Source organism: Serinibacter salmoneus, assembly GCF_002563925.1.
GTDB lineage: Bacteria > Actinomycetota > Actinomycetes > Actinomycetales > Beutenbergiaceae > Serinibacter > Serinibacter salmoneus.
In genome coordinates this window covers 1677390-1697554 of the sequence record NZ_PDJD01000001.1, presented here as the reverse complement: position 1 = coordinate 1697554, position 20165 = coordinate 1677390, and the positions used below count along the sequence as shown (strand labels likewise).

Here is a 20165-nt window from a genome sequence, read left to right as displayed (position 1 = left end):
CTACCCCAGCGCGAGGCGCTCGCTCTGCCACCCGCGCCGCAACCACGCGTCGTGGGAGGCGATGACGACGGCGCCCGGGTACTGGGGGAGCAGCGCCTCGAGCTGGGTGGCCAGCACCAGGGAGAGGTGGTTGGTCGGCTCATCCAGCAGCAGCACATCGGGCGCCTGCGCCAGCAGCACCGCCAAGGCCACCCGCCGTTGCTGCCCGACGCTCAGCGCCGCGAGGGGTCGCGGCAGGTCCCGCCCCGCGACCAGGCCGAACGAGGCGAGCGGCACCCGCTCCGCACGCTCCGGGTCCACGAGGTCGGCGTACGCCTGCGCCACGGTGCGCCCCGGACCCCGCCCGGCGACGTCCGGTAGGTCGCCGTCCTGCGTCAGCAGTCCCACCGTCCCCGCCCGCACGACCGAGCCGGACCCGGCCGCCACCTGCCCCGCCAGCACCCCCAGCAGCGTGGACTTCCCGGAGCCGTTCGCCCCCGTGATCAGCCATCGTTCACCCGCCGAGACGCTGAGATCCACCGCGCCCAGTCGCCCGGGCACGGCGACCCCGGCGGCGACCAGCACCGGCCCGTGCGCCGGCGCCGCGGATCGTCGGCGCACGAACCCCGCGAAGCTCAGCTCCGGCGGTGGCTTGCGCACCTGCGCCGCCTCGAGATCCGCCAGTCGGCGCTGCGCGTCGACGACGCGGCGGGAGACGACGGTGGCGTTGCGGTCGGAGTAGAACTTCTTCGCCCCGCGGGCCTCGCTCCTCGGCTCGGCCCCCGGGTGCCCCACCACGTGGGAGTCGCGCACCTGCACGCGCAGCCGCTTCAGCTCTTCCTGCTCCGCGGCGTACTGCGCCTCCCACCGCTCCCGCGCATCCAACCGGGCGTGCAGGTAGCTGGTGTACCCGCCGGTGTAGCGGGTCAGACCGATCCCGCCCCCGGCGTCGGAGGCGTCGGACACCTGGGAGGCGACGGCGTGGGGCACCGGGGCGGGGTCGAGGTCCACCAGGGCGGTGGCCGCCTCGTCCAGGAAGGCGCGGTCGTGGCCGGCCAGCAGCACCGGCCCCCGCCAGCTGCGCAACACCCCCGCCAGGTAGGCGATCGCGGCATCGTCCAGGTGGTTGGTGGGCTCATCCAGCAGCAGCACGTCCACCTCGCGCAGCAGCAGCCACGCCAGCGCGAGGCGGGAGCGCTGCCCGCCGGAGAGCTGCGCCGTCGGGCGATCCCGGGGCAGGGCGGCCAGCCCGAGGCCCGCGAGGACCTCACCGATGCGGGCGTCGGTGCGCCAGGCGTCCAGGCGTTCGGCGCGCTCGAGGGCGTCGGCGTAGGCCGCCGCCGGATCGTCCGCACCCGTTGCCTCCCGCTCGCCGGCCCCGGCCAGCGCACTCGCGGCGGCATCCAGCGCGGCCACCGCCGCCCGGGCCGGCGCCACCGCGGCCTCGAGCGCCTCGGCGACCGTGTCGTTCGCCGCGAACGGCGGCTCCTGGTGCAGCAGGCCGATGCTGGGCGCCCAGCCGGGCGCCGTCGCGGACACGGTTCCCGCGTCGGGCGGCACCAGGCCGGCGGCGATGCGCAGCAGTGTGGACTTCCCGGAGCCGTTCTCCCCGATGAGGGCCAGCACATCGCCGGCCGCGGCGACCAGCGAGACATCGGTGAGGACCCGGCGGTCGGGGTAGGAGAAGGAGACGCCGTCCAGGCGCAGGTGCGCGGTGGCGTCGGGGGAGGGGAGCGGTGAGGTCATGCGGGATCCTTCGGTGGCGCGGCAGACCCGCCGGGCAGTGCCGTCCAGGGACGGCGGCCTCGGGCGCGGGTGGGTCGGCTCGGATCACTTCACGCTCGTCAAACTACCGGTGCCGTCAACGCCATTTCTCCGCTAGGTTCGGCGAATGGGCAAGAAGAAGCACGGTGGAGTGCGCAAGATCGACAACGACACCTACGAGTCCGAACTGTTCCGGCTCCAGACCGAACTCGTGACCCTCCAGGAGTGGGTGAAGGCCACGGGGCAGCGGGTGGTGGTGATCTTCGAGGGCCGCGACGCCGCCGGTAAGGGCGGCGCGATCAAGCGCATCACGGAGTACCTCTCCCCGCGCGTCGCGCGGATCGCCGCGCTGCCCGCGCCCACCGAGCGGGAGAAGACCCAGTGGTACTTCCAGCGGTACGTGCAGCACCTGCCGGCCGCCGGGGAAATCGTGCTGTTCGACCGCTCCTGGTACAACCGCGCCGGCGTGGAACGCGTGATGGGGTTCTGCACCCCCGCGGAGTACGCGCGGTTCCTGCGTCAGACCCCGATCTTCGAGCAGATGCTCATCAACGACGGGATCCTGCTGCGCAAGTACTGGTTCTCGGTCTCCGACGAGGAACAACTCAAGCGCTTCCGCTCCCGGTTGAATGACCCGGTCCGCCGCTGGAAGCTCTCACCGATGGACCTGGAGTCCATCAACCGGTGGGAGGACTACTCGCGGGCGAAGGACGACATGTTCGTGCACACCGACACCCCGGCCTCGCCGTGGTTCGTGGTGGAGTCCGACATCAAGAAGCACGCGCGGCTGAACATGATCCACCATCTGCTCTCCACGCTGCCCTACCACTCGGTGCCGCAGGAGAAGGTCGAGCTGCCCAAGCGACCGACCTCTTCGGGCACGTACAAGCGCCCGCCGCGGGAACTGTCCACCTACGTTCCCAACCACGTGGCGGACGTGATGGGGGATCCGGAAGCCGACATGTAGGAAGCGCCGGCTCCTACCGCGTTCCCTCGCCGACGTAGCGCGCCAGGTGCTCCCCGGTCAGCGTGGCCCGCTGGGCCACGAGCTCGGCCGGCGTGCCGGTGAAGACGATCGTGCCGCCGTCGTGCCCCGCGCCCGGGCCCAGGTCGATCACCCAGTCCGCGTGAGCGACCACGGCCTGGTGGTGCTCGACCACGATCACCGACTTGCCCGAGTCCACCAGATGGTCCAGAAGGGCGAGCAACTGCTCCACGTCCGCGAGGTGCAGGCCGGTGGTCGGCTCGTCCAGCACGACGATGCCGCCCTTGTCACCCAGGTGGGCGGCCAGCCGCAGCCGCTGGCGCTCGCCGCCCGAGAGCGTGGTCAGGGGCTGGCCCAGAGTCAGGTAGCCGAGGCCCACCCGCACCAGGTGACCCGCGATGGTGGCGGCCGCGGGCACCTTCGAGGATGACTCAGCGAAGAACTCCGCCGCCTGCTGCGCGGACATCGCGAGCACGTCCACGATGCTGCGCCCTCCGAGGGTGTACTGCAGCACCTCGTCGTTGAATCGGCGTCCCTCGCACACCTCGCACACGGTGGCGACGGTCGCCATCGGGCCGAGGTCCGTGAACGTCATCCCGGCGCCCTTGCACTCCGGGCAGGCGCCGGCGGAGTTGGCGCTGAACAGGGCGGGCTTGACCCCGTTGGCCTTCGCGAAGGCCTTGCGGATCGGCTCCAGCAGGCCGGAGTAGGTGGCCGGGTTGGAGCGGCGCGAACCCTTGATCGCCCCCTGGTCGATGGAGATCACCTGCTGATCGGCGGCCAGCGCGCCGGGCAGGGACCCGTGCACCAGGGAACTCTTGCCCGAGCCGGCCACGCCGGTGACGGCTACCAGCACGCCGAGCGGCACATCGACGTCGACCGATCGCAGGTTGTGGGTGCTCGCCCCCCGGATCTGTATCGCGCCGCTGGGGGCGCGCACCGCGTCCTTCACCGCAGTGCGGTCGCCCAGGTGGCGGCCGGTGAGGGTGTCGGAGGCCCGCAAGGCCGCCACCGTGCCCTCGAAACAGATCGTGCCGCCCGCGCTCCCGGCACCCGGCCCGAGGTCGACCACGTGGTCGGCCACCGCGATCGCCTCCGGCTTGTGCTCGACCACGAGCACGGTGTTGCCCTTGTCCCGCAGCCGCAGCAGCAACTCGTTCATCCGGGCGATGTCGTGCGGGTGCAGGCCGGAGGTGGGCTCGTCGAACACGTAGGTGACGTCGGTGAGCGCTGAGCCGAGATGACGCACCATCTTCACGCGCTGCGCCTCCCCTCCCGAGAGCGTGCCGGCGGCCCGGTCCAGGGACAGGTAACCCAGGCCGATCTCCACCAGCGAGTCCAGCATCTCCCGCAGCCCCGTCAGCAGGGGCGCCACCCCGGGTGCCTCGATCTGCCCCAGCCAGGTGGCGACGTCGGACACCTGCATGGCACTGACCTCGGCGATGCTGCGCCCCGCCACCAGCGCGGTGCGCGCGGGCGCCGACAGGCGGGTGCCGTCGCACTCCGGGCATGTGGTGAAGGTGACCGCGCGCTCCACGAACGCGCGGATGTGCGGCTGCATCGACTCCACGTCCTTGGACAGCAGCGACTTCTGGATCTTGGGGATCAGGCCCTCGTAGGTCATGTTGACGCCGCCGACCTTGACCTTCACCGGCTCCTTGTACAGGAAGTCATCACGCATCCGCTTGGAGAAGTCCCGGATCGGCTTGTCGCCGTCCACGAACCCGGACTCGGTGTAGATCTTCACGTACCAGCCGTCCGCGGTGTACCCCGGAATCGTCAGGGCGCCCTCGCGCAGCGACTTGGACTCGTCGAAGAGCTGGGTCAGGTCGATGTCGTTGACCACGCCCATGCCCTCACAGCGCGGACACATCCCGCCGGTCAGCGAGAAGGACGCCTTCTCGTTCACCGTGGTGCCGTCCGGTCGGGTGATGGTCTTCATGCCCGAGCCCGAGGCGCTGGCCACATTGAAGGAGAACGCCTGCGGCCCACCGATCTGCGGCTCGCTCAACCGGGAGAACAGGATCCGCAGCAGGGTGCCCACATCGGTGGCGGTGCCCAGCGTGGAGCGCGCGTTCGCGCCCATCCGTTCCTGGTCCACCACGATCGCCGTGGTGAGGTTCTCCAGCCGGTCCACGTCCGGCCGCGCCTGGCTGGGCATGAACCCCTGCAGGAACGCGGAGTAGGTCTCGTTGATCAGCCGCTGACTCTCCGCGGCGATCGTCCCGAACACCAGCGAGCTCTTCCCCGAGCCGGAGACGCCGGTGAACACCGTGAGGCGGCGCTTGGGGATCTCCACGTCGATGCCGCGCAGGTTGTTCTCCCGTGCCCCGACGACGCGGATCACCTCGTGGGCATCGGCAATCGGCTGGGTGGTGCGCTCGGCGGTCATGTCACTCCCTCGCGGGGACGGCCCTCGGCCCCTCGAGGCGCGAGTCTAGGGGGTGAGCGCGGCGAGGCGCTGCCTGCGCCTGAGGGGCGGCCTGCGAGCGAGAGGTCGATCAACGCCTCCACCGATTCCGGCAATTGGTGCTCGACGGCGTGCTGCGTGGTGGTGACGACGACCTCCATGCGTTGCGCCATGTCTGGCCAGAACGAGCCGCCGCCCGTGCGCCGCCCGCGGTCCACCGGACCGCGGGGCAAGGCCGGGCGACGGCTCGTGCGTCGATCAGGGGTAGAGGCCGCGCAGGCGGTGCGCCTCGGTGACGCGGGCGACGGCCAGACAGGTCGCCGACTCCCGCAGCGACATCTCGTGCGCGTGGCTGTAGTCGAGCACATTGCGCCACGCGTCCGTCATCCGCTCGGTCAGGCGCTCGTTCACCTCGTGCTCCCGCCACCAGTAGGCCTGGTTCGCCTGCACCCACTCGAAGTAGGAGACGATCACGCCTCCGGCGTTGGCAAGGATGTCGGGCACCACGAGGATGTCGCGGTCGGCCAGCACGGCGTCGGCGGCCTCCGTGGTGGGGCCGTTCGCGCCCTCCACCACGATGCCGGCCTTCACCCGGGGAGCATTCTCTGCCGTGATGACGCCCTCGATGGCGGCGGGGACCAGGGCATCGACCTCCAGCTCCAGGAGCTCGCTCCCGTCGATCGGCTCGCCGCCGCTGAACCCGTGCACGCTGCCCGTGGCATCGACGTGGGCGGCCAGTTCCGAGACGTCGATCCCGGAGGAGTTCCAGATGGCACCGTCCACATCGCTGATGGCCTGCACCCGGACCCCGGCATCCGCGAGCAGGCGCGCGGCGTCCCGACCCACCTTGCCGAATCCCTGCACGGCGGCCGTGCTGCGCTCGGCCATGTGCCCGCGATGCTCGAGCGCGAGCAGCGTCGTGTGCGCGACGCCCCGCGAGGTCGCCGCGGCCCGGCCCAGAGACCCACCCAGGCTGATCGGCTTTCCGGTGACGACTCCCGGCACGGTGTGACCCACCGAGACCGAGTAGGTGTCCATCATCCAGGCCATCGTCTGCTCGTTCGTGCCGATGTCCGGCGCCGGAATGTCCTGCTCCGGACCGATCATCGGCAGGATCTCGCTCGTGTAGCGGCGCGTGATCCGCTCGAGCTCGAACTGACTGTAGGCGCGCGGATCCACCGTCACGCCACCCTTGGCCCCGCCGTACGGGACGTCCACCAGGGCGCACTTCCACGTCATCCACATCGCCAGCGCGCGCACCTCGTCCAGGTCCACGGCGGCGGAGAAACGCAGGCCGCCCTTCGCGGGCCCCCGGGAGAAGTTGTGCTGCACGCGGTGTCCGATCAATACCTCCGAGCTGCCGTCGTCCCGGCGCAGCGGGATGCTGACGGTCATCTCACGGCGCGGGGTCGCGAGCATCGCGTGGGTGCCTGCGTCCAACCCGAGATGCTCGATCGCGGCCGCGAGCTGGGCGCGGGCATCATCCAGCGGCCCCGCCTGGTGTCCCGGTGGGACGCTGGCCGAAGGTACCGCCGTTGCGCTGCCGGTCATGTCTGTGATCTCCCCTCCGCGGGCCTTGTGGGCCCACCGGATGTCGGTGCCTCCTCGAGGGGCCTCGTCGCCCGCTCGCCAGGCCAAGGTAGCGGCTGATGGAAGAGGCGACGCAAATTGACCCCCGCGCGGCGCGCACGTTTTGCGTCAGGCGTTGCCTAGGGCAGTCTTCACAGCGTGACCACCGATTTCCCTCCTGCGCGCGGCCGCGAGACGCCCGGCCGTTCCAGTGGCCCGGCGCTGGATGCCGTGCGCTCACTGCGCGCCGAGCTCGAGAGTGTGTCCTTCCCCCTGGAACTGGACGGTGCGGAGCGCGCCCGGGAGCTCCGCGAGAGGGTCCTGGTGCAACTCGGTAGCCACCTGGAGCCGCGGCTGGTCTCGGCCGCGCTGCCCGCCGTCGTGGTGGTCGGGGGGCCGACCGGTGCCGGGAAGTCGACTCTGGTGAACTCGATCGCCGGTGAGGAGGTCTCCCCGGCGGGTGTGCTTCGACCGACCACCCGGGAACCGGTGCTCGTGGTGCACCCCGACGATGAGGCCCTCATGGCGCAGCATCCGCTCGCTACGACGTGCCGCCTCGCGGTGGCGCCCGGGATGCCAGCCGGGATCGCGTTGCTCGATGCTCCCGACCTGGATTCCGTGGACGCCGAGAACCGGCGCCTCGGCCTGGAACTCGTGGAAGCGGCGGACGTCTGGCTGTTCGTGACCACGGCGAACCGCTACGGCGATGCCCTGCCGTGGGAGGTCCTCGACGACGTCCGACGCCGAGGCATCACGGTGGGTGTGGTCCTGGACCGTGTCACCCCGGCTGCGCGGGACACCGTGCGCCACGACCTCCTCACCCGGCTGCAGTCGAGCGGTTTCTCCAGCGCACCGCTGTTCCTCGTGCCGGATGCCGGGCCCGTGACGGGCCGGCTCGAGCCGGGCCTGGTGCAGGATCTCGCCACCTGGCTGCGGCTTCTCGGCTCGCGTGCCACCTCACGCGAGATCGTGGCGCGGACACTGCGCGGAGTCTGGGAGCCATTGCGCGGCGACGTGCGAGAGCTGGTGGACGCGCTCGTGCGCCAGGTCGATTCCGCCGGTGAACTCGCTGAGCTCGCACACGAGCCCGTGCGTGGTGTCGCCGCCGATCTCGCCGAGGTGCTTCGCTCCGGCGGACTGGTCGAGGGAGCGGTGACCTCGCGCTGGACCGCCGCCGCCAGTTCGGGGGGTGTCCTGGAGCCGCTCGGGCACGAGGTCACCGGGTTCTTCGCGCGACGCCGTGCACTCAAGCAGGGCCCCGCACGCTCGCAGACCCTGGGCGCGCTGCTCGACCTCGTGCACGGCTCGTTCGCGGACGTGGTCGGCCACGCCGCGGCTCGCGCCGACTCGAGCCTGCGGACCGCGTGGCGCGATCATGACGCAGCAGGCGCCGCGCTCGCGGCGACCCGGGAGGCAGCGGATGCCGACACCCCCCGCAGTGACCGGGTGGCCCGCGCGTGGCAGGCCTGGATGGCGGCGCTCGCCCAGGCGAGCCAGTCGATCGGTCCGGCCTCGCACCCGGACCTGGTCACGGCGTCCGACGCCGAGGCGCTCCTGGCGCTGGCGGCCGCCGGGTCGGCCGGAGCGCAGGCAGCGGTGGCGCGACTGTGGCCCGAGACCGACGGCCTGATCGAGGCGGTCCTGGATGAACTCCTCGCGCGCGCACAGGAGGTCCTCGCCGGGGAGGTCCGGGACGCCACGGCCGTCCTGACCGGGACGCTCGCGCCGGAGCACGCGGTCGCGCTACGGGTCCGAGCCGGCGAACTTCAGCAATTGGCACAGGAGGCACAGTGAGCGCACCCATCGCCGGATCGCGCCGGGCGGCACGAGCCATGGCGGGCTCCGCAGATTCGGTCAGCGAGGTGCAGGTCCGTGAGGAAGGGCGCCTGGAGATCCTGGCGCGACTCGTGGACGACCTGGGCGCGCTGCTTCCCGCTCCGGTCCGCGACGCCGCACGGGAGCACCTCGGCGCCGTGGAGCAGCGCCTGGCGATGGGACTGAACCACACCGTGGTCGCCTTCGTGGGTGGCACCGGGTCGGGTAAGTCCTCGCTCTTCAACGCGGTGACGGCGCTGGATGTCGCAGAGGTCGGCGTGCGCCGGCCCACCACCTCGCGCCCCTCGGCCTGTGTGTGGGGTTCGGATGCGACGTCGTTCCTCGATCACCTCGGGGTGGCGCCCGCTGCGCGGGTGCGGGGGGAGACGGCGCTGGAAGGTCCGGATCCGCGGGAGCTGGCCGGGGTCATCCTGTTGGACGTGCCGGACCACGACTCGGTCGAACTGGAACACCGTGACCTGGTGAACAAGCTGGTCCCGTTCGTGGACCTGCTCGTGTGGGTCCTGGACCCGCAGAAGTACGCCGATCACCGGCTGCACGCGGACTATCTGCGCGCGCTGTCGGGGCGCCAGGACGGCATGCTCGTGGTGCTCAATCAGGTCGACACCCTCACACCGCAGGGCACGGAACAGGTGCTGGCCGATGTGCGCGAACTCCTGGTGGCGGACGGTCTGGACGAGGTCGGCATCCTTCCTGCCTCGGCCACCTCCGGGGTGGGCGTGCAGGAACTGCGCGGCGCGCTGGTGGCGGGGGCTCAGCGAGCCAGCGTGAATCGCACCGCGGTCCGCGACGAGCTCGACGGCGTGGCCCGTGCCCTCGAGGATGCCCTCGGCCCGCCGCCGGGTCACGGCCAGAGCGGTGGCGACGCGGTGCAACGGCTGTGGGACATGACCGGTGCCCGGTCGGCCGCGGATTCCTACGCCGCGGCCGTGAGGGGCGAGGGATCGGTGACCGTGGAGTTGCGCGAGCCGACGCCCGCGCGACTCGAGGCCTTGCGCCAGGGATGGGTGGCGGCGGAGTGCCGAGGCCTTCCTGCGCAGTGGCACCGTGGCGTCGGTGACGCCCTGCCCTCGGCCGAGACGATCGGGGAGCGTGCGATGGCTGCCGTTCGCTCGGTCCCGGCGCCACCGGTGCGGACCCCGGGCGCCTTCCGGAAGATGCGGCGAGCGAGCCTGGAAGCGGAGGCGGACCGGGTGCGCGCCCAGTACGCGGCGGATGTCACGCAACGGCTGCAGGACGTGGTGCTGGACATTCTCGGTCCCTCCCGCGCGGTCCGGGCGCGGCTGACATCGGCCCACGAGCGGCTGGCACAGGTGCGTTCGGTCTGAGGGCGCGCGATCGGCGAAGCCGCGCGGTTCCCGGCTGTCCCCAGGCGAGCGTTCGCGAGCCTGCGGGCTGTTGTGCACACCCGGCCCACGGCGCTGGGCCCGAGTGATCCACCGTGGTGGTGCCGGAGCGCGTCCGGCTGCCGACCACGGAGGAGAAGCCGATGAGCAACGAGACGACCCTGACGGTGCGTGGCATCGCCGGGACCACCCCACAACTGGCTCGGACGAACGACCACGGCGCCTGGACCCGGTTCCGGCTGGCGTGCACCCGATCCCGCCGCGGCGAGGACGGCTCCTGGGAGGACGCCGAGACGCTCTGGTTCACGGTGCGCGCCTACCGCCACCTGGCCGCACGGGTCGCGCAGAGCGTGCGTGCCGGTTACCCGCTCCTGGTGCGGGGCCGGCTCGTCGACGACAGCTACGTCGATCGCGACGGCGTGGCGCACCACGGCACCGCCATCCACGCGGAGGCCGTCGCCATCGACATCGCGGCCTACGGCGTCGTGACCTTCGACCGCGGCACACGCGCGGACGGCGCACCTGGCGATGCCACACCGTCCGGGGCCACGCACGCGCAGCGCCCCACCACGGACGGATGGGGCGGCATGAGCCAGGGCATCACCACCGGGCCCAGCGAGCCGGCCCCCGATCACACGGTGGACGTCACCGCACTGGAGGAACGGCCGGGGGACGCCCTGGTCGGCGACGATCCGGAGGGACCGCGCGAGGACGAGGCGCGCGAGGACGGCCCGCTCGGCCTCGCACCCGCAGGGACCCCGGCGCAGGGTGAGGATCCCGGGGGTGTGGCGGCCGCCGGCGTCCCGTCCACCGCCTAGGTGGGGCGCGCCGGGGTGGCCCGGTGGGTGCCACGCCCCAGGTGCTCGCGGTGCACGCGGCTGGCGTAGGCTGGGCGCCGAGAATCCACCCACCTGCCTAGGAGAACTGTGGCCGAGTACATCTACTCGATGGTCCGCGCGCGCAAGGCGCACGGGGACAAGGTCATCCTCGACGACGTCACGATGGCATTCCTTCCCGGAGCCAAGATCGGCATGGTCGGCCCGAACGGTGCCGGTAAGTCCACCATCCTGAAGATCATGGCGGGCCTGGACACCCCCTCCAACGGTGAGGCGCGGCTCTCGCCGGGCTACAGCGTCGGGATCCTGCAGCAGGAGCCCCCGCTGAACGAGGAGAAGACAGTCCTCGGCAACGTGCAGGAGGCCGTCGGTGACCTGCTCGCGAAGAAGGACCGCTTCGAGGCGATCGCCGAGGAGTTCGCCGACCCGGACGCCGACTACGAGGCGTTGACCGAGGAGATGGGCAAGCTCCAGGAGGAGATCGACGCCGCGAACGGATGGGACATCGACGCCCGCCTGGAGCAGGCGATGGATGCCCTGCGCTGCCCGCCGCCGGATGCGGACGTCTCGGTGCTCTCCGGAGGTGAGAGGCGCCGCGTGGCGCTGTGCAAACTGCTCCTGGAGGCCCCGGACCTGCTCCTCCTGGACGAGCCCACCAACCACCTGGACGCCGAGAGCGTGCAGTGGCTCGAGCAGCACCTGGCTCGCTACGCCGGCGCTGTCATCGCGATCACCCACGACCGGTACTTCCTGGACAACGTGGCGGAGTGGATCGCCGAGGTCGACCGCGGTCGCCTGTACCCCTACGAGGGGAACTACTCCACCTACCTGGAGAAGAAGCAGGAACGCCTGCAGATCCAGGGCAAGAAGGACGCCAAGCTCGCCAAGCGGCTCGCTACCGAGTTGGAGTGGGTCCGCTCGAACGCCAAGGGGCGCCAGGCCAAGAGCAAGGCACGCCTCGCCCGGTACGAGGAGATGGCGGCGGAGGCGGAGCGCACCCGCAAGTTGGACTTCGAGGAGATCCAGATCCCGCCGGGGCCACGGCTGGGCAGTGTGGTCATCGAGGCCAAGGACATCGTCAAGGGCTTCGGCGACCGCACCCTGATCGAGGGTCTCTCCTTCGACCTGCCGCGCAATGGCATCGTCGGGGTGATCGGCCCCAACGGGGTCGGGAAGACGACCCTGTTCAAGACCATCGTGGGCCTGGAGCCGCTGGACGCCGGCGAGGTCAAGGTGGGCGAGACCGTCAAGATCTCCTACGTGGACCAGTCCCGTGCGGGTCTGGACCCGAAGAAGACCCTGTGGGAGGTCGTCTCCGACGGGCTGGACTTTATCCAGGTCGGCAACGTCGAGATCCCCTCCCGCGCCTATGTCTCGCAGTTCGGCTTCAAGGGCCCGGACCAGCAGAAGCCCGCAGGGGTGCTCTCCGGTGGAGAGCGAAACCGTCTGAACCTCGCCCTGACCCTCAAGCAGGGCGGGAACCTGCTGTTGCTGGACGAGCCCACGAACGACCTCGACGTGGAGACCCTGGGGAGCCTGGAGAACGCGCTGCTGGAGTTCCCCGGGTGCGCCGTGGTCGTCTCGCACGACCGGTGGTTCCTCGACCGTGTCGCCACGCACATCCTCGCCTACGAGGGAACCGAGGAGAACCCCGCCTCCTGGCACTGGTTCGAGGGCAACTTCGCAGCCTACGAGGAGAACAAGATCGAGCGGCTGGGGCCTGAGGCGGCTCGCCCGCACCGGGTCACCTACCGCAAGCTCACGCGGGACTGACAGTCCCGCTCGATCGATGACGGACGGGCGCTCCGGCACACTGCCGTGCCGGAGCGCTCGGCAGGAGGGTGAGGCACGTGCAGGGAGAGCCGACGGCGAGGGCGCCGATCGCACGGGCAGCGCTGCTCGCAGCGCTGGAGAACCTGAGTGACGAACTCTCCACGCTGCCACTGCCGTTGCGCGCGCGCCAGGTGGAAGCACGGCGCCGGGAGCGTGCCGAATTGCTCGCGCAACTCGAGGACTACCTGCTTCCCCGACTGCGCGCCGAGGGTGCACCCCTGCTGGTCGTGGTGGGTGGCTCGACGGGCGCCGGGAAGTCGACTCTCGTCAACAGCCTCCTGGGGGCACCGCTGACGACCCCAGGCGTGCTTCGCCCCACCACGCGCTCACCGGTGCTGGTACACAACCCCCAGGACGCCGACTGGTTCGGCCACGAGCGCCTGCTGCCGCACCTCGTGCGGTCCCACGCCCGCGCCGTCGCGGGCGACGACGCCACCGCCCAGGAGTTGCCGCACCCCCCGACAGGTGCGGCGCCCGACGCCGCGGCGCACCGGTCGCTGCGACTGGCACCGTCCCGGCGGATCCCGCGAGGACTGGCCCTGCTGGACGCCCCGGACATCGACTCCGTGGAGCAGGCGAACCGGGAACTCGCGCAGCAGTTGATGGCCGCCGCCGACCTGTGGTTGTTCGTCACCACACCGGCGCGGTATGCCGACGCGGTCCCCTGGTCGTTGCTTCACGCCGCCTCCCAGCGGCGCACCCAGGTGGCCATCGTCCTCGACCGCCTGGATGCCGCCACACGTGATGTCCCCGAGGACCTGCGCGGTCACATGGTCCGTGCGGGTCTGGAGCACGCTCGACTGTTCGAGATCCCCGAGACGGGGCTGGACGACGAGGGCCTGTTGCCGGAGGCAGCCGTGGCCCAGCTCGCGGGGTGGTTGTCCGACGTCGCCGCAGACGGGGTCGAGCGTGAGAGCATCGCCCACGCCACACGCGATGGTGCATTGGACGCCGTGGTCGCGGGGGTACGCGCGCTCGCGGAGGCCGCGCAGGACCAGGCGCGCGCCGAGGAGCGACTCCTGGTCACGGTCGAGCTGGCCTACGGCACGGCCGCGGAGACGGTGATCGCTGCCACCAAGGACGGCGGACTGCTCCGTGGGGAGGTGCTCGCCCGATGGCAGGACGTGGTGGGCACCAGCGACATGATGCGGGCGATCGAACGTGGGGTCGGCCGCACCCGGGACCGGGTCACGGCATTCCTGCGCGGAGGGTCCGCATCCGCGCACCAGGCCGAGGTGGCGATTGCGCACGGACTCGCGGCGGTGGCACTCGACGCCGTCGAAGGAGCGCGGGAGGCGGTGCGGACCGGATGGCGCGTCGACCCCGCGGGCGCGGACCTCCTGGACGCGATCGAGCACGGCACCTCCCTTACCCCGGCCGGTAGCGCCGAGTTGCGCGAGCGCATCGAGCGGGAGATCCGGGAGTGGCAGGGTGAGGTCCTCGACCTGGTGCGCGAGCAGGGATCGAGCAGGCGCGGTCTCGCCCGAGCCCTGAGCTTCGGGGTGAACGGGCTCGGCGTGGCGCTGATGCTCCTGGTGTTCGCGGGTACCGGTGGACTCACCGGCGCAGAGGTCGGGATCGCTGGTGGCACCGCCGTGTTGGCGCAGAAGGTGCTCGAGGCGGCGTTCGGAGACGACGCCGTACGCCGACTCACCGCGACGGCGCAGGCGAGCCTGGACCGTCGCCTGGTGGGTCTGATCGCCGCCGATGCGGATGCTGTGGAGGCGATCGTCCGCCGTGAACAGGTGGATGCGGATGCTCCCGAGCGACTCCGCCTGGTGGCCGCAGAGATCGCCTCCGCGCTGCAGGGCGACCGCCGGGAGTCGGCGGCCGCCAGGGTCGACGCGGGCAGCGAGCCCCGGCCGGCAGAGTCAGGCGAGGTCACCCGGTTGCGCGGCGCGGGTGCGCGCGGTGCCGTTGCTCCGCCCGCTCCCGCGATGCCCGGCCGGGCCGCGTCAGATCCGGCGCCCAGGCGCGGTTGGTTCGCTCGACTGTTCGGCAGGGGAGGCCGGGGATGAGACGACGAAAGGTACCCCTGGCGGAGCGCGTCGACGCGTTGGCCCAGGCCGTGGACCTCGCGCGCGGCCGATTGCGCCCCGAGGTGGTCCAACACGCGGCGACGGCGCTCGAGCGGGTACGCGAGCGCGCGGCGCTGTCGGCAGAGCACACCGTGGTGGCCGTCGCAGGCGCTACCGGGGTCGGGAAGTCGTCCGTGTTCAACGCTCTCGCCGGGAGCGACCTCGCGCGGACCGGCACGATGCGGCCCACCACCTCCCACGCGATGGCGCTGGTCAGCGAGGTCGCCGACCTGTCCGCGGGGTCCACAGCCCTGTTGGAGTGGCTCGGCGTGCCCGACCGGCACGAGCGCCCGGTCACAGCAGCCAGCCCGGACGGACTGATCCTCCTGGATCTCCCGGATCACGATTCGGTGGTCGCCGAGCATCGCGAGCGTGCCGACCACATCACCGACCGCGCGGACCTGCTCGTGTGGGTGACGAGCCCGCAGAAGTACGCCGACGACGTGCTGCACACGCGCTACCTGAAGCCGTTGGCGGGTTCGGACACCCGGGTGGTGGTCCTCCTGAACCAGAGCGACCGATTGAGTCCGGACCAGGCTCGTGAATGCCGCGAGGACCTCGAGCGCCTGGTGCGTGCGGACGGCGTGGACGCGCGCGTGCTGACCGGGTCGGCGCTGGACGGCGACGGCATGGACTCACTGGCCCAGGACGTGGCGAGGGCGGTGCGCTCCCGGGAGACGGCCCGGCTACGCGCCACGGGCGAGGTCGCCACTGCGGCACGATCGCTGCTCGGGGAACTCCCGAGCCTGGTCGAGGGAGCCGCGGCGGCACAGCACGCCCGCGAGCACCTGGTGGAGGTCCTCGAGGAAGCTGCCGGCATCCCCCGTGTCGTGGATGCGGTGGGGGCTGCGACGGTGAGGGATGCCGCGCGCGCCACCGGGTGGCCGCCCACCCGGTGGATCCAGCGATTCCGGTCCGACCCGCTGCGTACGCTCGGGTTGCGCGGGGGGAGCGGGGGCGAGTCCGGCGGCGCGCGGACCGAGGCCGACCCGGCCACGGATGTGCCGCGCCGTACCTCCCTTCCTCCGGCCACGCCGCAGTCGCGGGCCAAGGTGACCAGCGCGACCCGGGCGTATGTGCACGCCGCGGCCTCCGCGCTCCCGCCGGCCTGGGGCGATGCCGTCAGCGCACGCGTCGTCTCGGGTGCCGCCGACCTCGCGGACTCCCTCGACCAGGAGATTGCACGCGGGGTCAGTGTGCAGCGGCCCGCGTGGTGGCGCTGGGTGGGCACGGTGCAGTGGGTGCTGATGCTGACCCTGCTGGCGGGCCTCGCCTGGCTCCTGGCACTGGCCGTCATCGACTTCCTGCAGCTCCCGCAGTGGCCCGTGCCGGTGCTGAGCCTCGGGGAGGTGCGTTGGCCATGGCCGAGCCTGTTGGCGATCGGCGGCGCAGTCCTGGGCATCGCGTTGGCCGCGCTCGCCCGGCTCGCCGCGCGGCGATCGGCGGCCCGGCGGATGCGGCAGGTACGCGCCAGGCTGCGGCGCGCGGTCGAGCGCCATGCCTCCGACCGGGTGCTCGCGGTGGTCGACGGCGAACTCGCGGCGAGCGAGGCGCTGCGCACGGCCGCCGTCCGCGCCGGTGCCTGAGCGCGCCGTGCACGATGACGCGGCGCCGGTCACGCCACGGCCGCCTGGTCGCTAGCGTCGGTGCCGGAACCGAGCCGGCGGCTCGACGAAGGGCTCCCACGCCTCGCGCTGGGCGCGCGTGATCCGGGTGGGGGCACCGGTGGCGGTCGTGACCATCACCAGCGTGGTCGCGGCGACGGCGTATGTGGGGGTGTCCAGGGCGTCCCCGATGCGTGCGGCATCGGCATCGGCCTCGTGCACCGAGTAGCACACCTCCAGCGAGGACCCGCCCATGTGCCCGATCCACAGTTGGACCAGCAGCCCGGTCCGCGCGAACGGGATCGGACGGTGGTACTCGATCTCCTGACGCGCGACCAGGGTCTGGGTGGCCGTGCCCGTACCCATGGCGAGTATCGCCGTCGGCCACGCCTCGGAGGCGCCGGAATCGGCCCAGAACGCCCGGATCCGCGCCTCCTCCAGCAGGGTGAAGGCCGCGGCGTTGTTCACGTGGCCGTAGGCGTCCAGATCGGCCCAGCGCACCTCCACGGGGATTCGCAGTCGCATCGAGGGGCCTCCTGTCGGGGTACGTGTGCCCGCGTCACGCTAGCGCGCTGCCGGCCCACGCGCCTGCCCGGATCACTCGGCGGGAGGGTGGCTCCCACGCACTAGGCTCGAGTCATGCACCTGGGAATCGACCTCGGCACGACCCGCACCGTGGTGGCGCGGGTGGATCGCGGGAACTACCCCGTGCTGGCCTTCCTGGACACGGTCGGCGACCCCCACGAGTTCATGCCCTCGGTGGCGGCCGATCGTGACGGCGACCTCGTCTTCGGGTTCGACGCCCTCGCCGCGGCCGAGGAGGGAGCGCCACTGCTGCGCTCGTTCAAGCGGCTGATGGGGGACGCCGAGGCCTCCCCGACCTCGAGGGTGTCGATCGGTGAACGCGAGCACCTCCTGCTCGACGTCGTGACGGGGTTCCTGCATGCCCTGCGGGAGGCGATCGACGACTCCCCGGCCATCGGCGCACCGTCGCGGGCGGGTCGGCCGCATCAGGTGGTGGTGTCCGTTCCGGCGCACGCGCCCACCGTGCAACGGTTCCTCACGTTGGAGGCCTTCCGGGGCGCGGGGTTCGAGGTCCTCGCCCTGATGAACGAGCCCTCCGCGGCCGGCTTCGAGTACACCCACCGCAGGCCACGCACGCTGTCCTCCAAACGCACCCGCATCCTCGTGTACGACCTCGGCGGCGGCACCTTCGATGCCTCCCTCGTGAGCGCCGAGGCGAGCCGGCACGAGGTGCTCGGATCGGTGGGGGTCAACCGGTTGGGGGGTGATGACGTCGACGTGCTGCTCGCACAGACGGCGCTGCGCTCGGCCGGCGAGCCGAACCTCACCCGCGCGCAGTGGCGACGGCTCCTCGCGGAGTGCCGGGACGCGAAGGAACGACTGACCCCGCAGTCACGGCGCCTGGTGGTGGACCTGGACGGCGATCCCGTGCTCATCGAGGTCGACGAGGTGTACCGCCACGTCACACCCCTCATCGAGCAGTCCGTCACCGCGATGGAGCCCCTGGTGGGGCGCCTGGAGGCGGACGAGGTCGCGGAGTCGCTGGCCGAGGTCGCCGGCGTCTATCTCGTGGGAGGGGCCAGCGGCCTACCGCTCGTGCCGCGGGTGCTGCGTCAGCGCTTCGGCCGCCGTGTGTTCCGGTCGCCCTACCCCGCGGCCGCCACGGCGATCGGCCTGGCGATCGCCGCCGACCCGGAGTCGGACTTCACGATGCGCGATCGCCTCTCGCGCAGTTTCGGGGTCTTCCGTGAGCAATCGGCGGGATCGGCGCTGGGATTCGACGAGATCCTCTCACCGGACGCGTCCTTGCCCAGCACCGGGGACGCCGTGCTCACCCGCCGCTACCGCGCGGCACACAACGTGGGCTGGTTCCGCTATGTCGAGTACCCCGGGCGGGACATCCTGGGGGAGCCGAGTGGCGAACTCACCCCGTTCGCCGAGGTGCTCTTCCCCTTCGATCCCGCGCTGCGCGAGGTCGAGGACCTCACCGCTGTCCCGATCCGACGCACGGGTGACGGGCCCGAGGTGGAGGAGCGGTACGCGATCGACAGCGATGGACTGGTGCACGTCACGATCACCGTGCTGGAGGACGGATACAGCCGCAGCTTCGGTCTGCGCTGAGCTGGTGCCTCACGACCTCGGGGGCGTGCGGACCAGGCCCTCCTGAGCGATGCTCGCCACCAGCGTGCCGTCCCGGGTGTAGACCCGGGCCGTGCCGAGACCCCGGGCCCCGATGGCGGCGGGGGAGTCCTGCACGAACAGCAGCCACTGTGTGACGTCCACCTCCCGGTGCCACCACATCGCGTGGTCGATGCTCGCCACCGACAGGTCCGGGCTGCTCCAGGACAATCCGTGCGCGCGCAGCACCGGCTCCAGGAGAGCCTGGTCGCAGGCATAGGCGAGCAGCGCGGCCTTGAGGTTGCGGTCGGCGTGGGAGGGCAGCGCGCCGGTGGCGCGCAACCACATCGCCTGGTTGTCGCGCCGCTGCGGGTCGGGTGCGGTGTACAGGGCGGGTTCCACGTGTCGCACATCGAATGCGCCCCCGGGGGCGGCGTACTCCGCCGGCATCCGCAACGCCGGGAAGAGGTCCGTGCTGGAGGCGAGACCCTCGGGCGGCGGCACCTGCGGAGGAGCCTCCTGGATGTGCTCCAACCCTGGCTGTTCCTCCTGGAAGGAGACGATGAGGGAGAGGATCGGCACGCCGTCCTGCAGCGCATGGGTGCGGCGGGCGGAGAAGGAGCGACCATCGCGCAGTTCCTCGACCGCCAGGGTGATCGGTACATCCAGATTGCCCGGGCGCAGGAAGTAGCCGTGCACCGAGTGCGCGAAGCGGCCGGCCGGCACGGTGCGCGAGGCGGCGACGATCGACTGCGCGAGCACCTGACCGCCGTAGATGCGGCGGTTGAAGTGCGGGAGCGAACCGGCGGTGTAGGTGTCGGGTGCGATCTCCTCGACGTCGATCACATCGAGGATCGAGGCGAACACGTCCTCTCCGGTCCGGGTGGGTCGTGCGGGTCGGGCTGTCACGAGTCCTCCTGTCGGGTCGTGAGGGGGAGTGAGGCGGAGGGGTGGGGAGGGAGTGCCGGGTCCTGGTCGACCGAGCGCCCGTGGCTGTTGACCATGGCATGGGCTGCCCGCTCGAGGTAGTCCCACAGCGTCGCCTCGGCGAGTGGGGCGAGCTCGAGGGAGAGCAGGGCGGTGCGCATGTGCAGCAGCCATCGGTCCCGCGCGGCGGGGGTGACGGCGAAGGGTGCGTGACGCATCCGCAGCCGGGGGTGCCCCCGCTGCTCGGAGTAGGTGGTGGGCCCGCCCCAGTACTGCTCCAGGAAGGTCCGCAGGCGCCACTGGGCACCCTCGAAGTCCTCGGCGGGGTACATCGGCGCCAGCAGGTCGTCCGTGCGCACACCCTCGTAGAAGCGCTCCGTCAGTGCCGTGAAGGTCGCCTCACCGCCGACCTGCTCGTAGAACTCGGGGGTCGGGCGAGGGAACGGGCCTGCGGTGCTCACCCCGCGAGCCTAAGCCCCGCACGGCGTGCGGCGCCCGATACGGTGACGGTGTTCCGGCGAATCCCGCCGGGTGGGTACAGTGACGAGGACGTCGGTTGACGTCCTGGCGACGGTTTGAGAGAAGGGGTGTCGGGATGGCCAAGGAACTGGACTTCCTCGCGGATCTGGGTGGCTCCGAGAACGTCATCGAGGTGGAGCCGTGCATCACGCGCCTGCGCGTGGAGGTCGTGGACCCCGAACTCGTCAACGACGCCGCACTGAAGTCCCACGGGGCGTTCGGCGTGGTGCGCACCGGCCGCGTGGTGCAGGTGGTGGTGGGCCCGGAGGCGGACTCCCTCGCGGCCCTGTTGAACAACGCGCGATAACAACCTGAGGTCCTCGGGGCGTCACCGGGT

15 protein-coding genes are annotated in these 20165 nt (G+C 71.7%); 9 read left to right on the top strand and 6 right to left on the bottom strand.

Going from position 1 to position 20165, the window contains the following annotated elements; all coding sequences use genetic code 11:
- Window positions 1–1725 (bottom strand): ABC-F family ATP-binding cassette domain-containing protein, encoded by a 1725-nt coding sequence (locus tag ATL40_RS07570; protein ID WP_098469011.1) that lies wholly within the window; start codon window positions 1723–1725, stop codon window positions 1–3.
- Between the two features lie 145 nt (window positions 1726–1870).
- Between ATL40_RS07570 and ppk2 the strand changes: the two genes are divergently transcribed.
- Window positions 1871–2710: a polyphosphate kinase 2 gene (gene ppk2 / locus ATL40_RS07565; protein ID WP_098469010.1), complete on the top strand. Its 840-nt coding sequence runs from the start codon at window positions 1871–1873 to the stop codon at window positions 2708–2710.
- 13 nt (window positions 2711–2723) lie between these two features.
- Here ppk2 and ATL40_RS07560 read toward each other — a convergent pair whose 3' ends face one another.
- Window positions 2724–5120, bottom strand: a complete 2397-nt coding sequence (locus ATL40_RS07560) for an ATP-binding cassette domain-containing protein (RefSeq protein WP_098469009.1) — start codon at window positions 5118–5120, stop codon at window positions 2724–2726.
- Window positions 5121–5396: 276 nt separating this feature from the next.
- Complete coding sequence (locus tag ATL40_RS07555) at window positions 5397–6689, bottom strand: Glu/Leu/Phe/Val family dehydrogenase (protein WP_098469008.1); 1293 nt, start codon at window positions 6687–6689, stop codon at window positions 5397–5399.
- A 177-nt stretch (window positions 6690–6866) separates the two neighbouring features.
- Between ATL40_RS07555 and ATL40_RS07550 the strand changes: the two genes are divergently transcribed.
- From ATL40_RS07550 to ATL40_RS07525, 6 genes are all read left to right on the top strand, one after another.
- On the top strand, window positions 6867–8501 hold the full coding sequence (locus tag ATL40_RS07550; RefSeq protein WP_098469007.1) for a dynamin family protein: 1635 nt from the start codon (window positions 6867–6869) through the stop codon (window positions 8499–8501).
- Entirely contained in the window at window positions 8498–9871 is a 1374-nt protein-coding gene (locus ATL40_RS07545; protein WP_098469006.1) for a GTPase, read from the top strand. The genes ATL40_RS07550 and ATL40_RS07545 overlap by 4 nt, the downstream gene beginning before the upstream one ends.
- Window positions 9872–10032: 161 nt before the next feature.
- A complete protein-coding gene (locus tag ATL40_RS07540; protein WP_143556899.1) occupies window positions 10033–10707 on the top strand; it encodes a single-stranded DNA-binding protein in 675 nt (224 codons plus the stop codon).
- A gap of 108 nt (window positions 10708–10815) precedes the next feature.
- Window positions 10816–12498, top strand: coding sequence for an energy-dependent translational throttle protein EttA (ettA, locus tag ATL40_RS07535; RefSeq protein WP_098469004.1), 1683 nt, complete (start codon window positions 10816–10818; stop codon window positions 12496–12498).
- Window positions 12499–12575: 77 nt separating this feature from the next.
- Window positions 12576–14576 carry a dynamin family protein gene (locus ATL40_RS07530; protein ID WP_245866869.1) on the top strand — a complete coding sequence of 667 codons (2001 nt, stop codon included), beginning with the start codon at window positions 12576–12578 and terminating at the stop codon, window positions 14574–14576.
- Window positions 14573–16222: a GTPase family protein gene (locus ATL40_RS07525; RefSeq protein ID WP_098469002.1), complete on the top strand. Its 1650-nt coding sequence runs from the start codon at window positions 14573–14575 to the stop codon at window positions 16220–16222. Before ATL40_RS07530 ends, ATL40_RS07525 begins: the two co-directional genes overlap by 4 nt.
- Window positions 16223–16273: 51 nt before the next feature.
- Here ATL40_RS07525 and ATL40_RS07520 read toward each other — a convergent pair whose 3' ends face one another.
- A complete protein-coding gene (locus tag ATL40_RS07520) occupies window positions 16274–16765 on the bottom strand; it encodes an acyl-CoA thioesterase (RefSeq protein WP_098469001.1) in 492 nt (163 codons plus the stop codon).
- Window positions 16766–16879: 114 nt separating this feature from the next.
- Between ATL40_RS07520 and ATL40_RS07515 the strand changes: the two genes are divergently transcribed.
- Window positions 16880–18385 carry an Hsp70 family protein gene (locus ATL40_RS07515; protein WP_098469000.1) on the top strand — a complete coding sequence of 502 codons (1506 nt, stop codon included), beginning with the start codon at window positions 16880–16882 and terminating at the stop codon, window positions 18383–18385.
- A gap of 9 nt (window positions 18386–18394) precedes the next feature.
- Here ATL40_RS07515 and ATL40_RS07510 read toward each other — a convergent pair whose 3' ends face one another.
- Together ATL40_RS07510 and ATL40_RS07505 are read right to left on the bottom strand one after the other, a co-directional pair.
- The gene (locus ATL40_RS07510) at window positions 18395–19291 is read right to left on the bottom strand and encodes an acyl-CoA thioesterase (protein WP_169925830.1); all 897 of its coding nucleotides are present in this window, start codon (window positions 19289–19291) and stop codon (window positions 18395–18397) included.
- A complete protein-coding gene (locus tag ATL40_RS07505) occupies window positions 19288–19770 on the bottom strand; it encodes a globin (RefSeq protein ID WP_098468998.1) in 483 nt (160 codons plus the stop codon). The genes ATL40_RS07510 and ATL40_RS07505 overlap by 4 nt, the downstream gene beginning before the upstream one ends.
- A 134-nt stretch (window positions 19771–19904) precedes the next feature.
- Between ATL40_RS07505 and ATL40_RS07500 the strand changes: the two genes are divergently transcribed.
- Entirely contained in the window at window positions 19905–20135 is a 231-nt protein-coding gene (locus ATL40_RS07500; RefSeq protein WP_098468997.1) for a PTS sugar transporter subunit IIB, read from the top strand.
- Window positions 20136–20165: the final 30 nt, after the last annotated feature.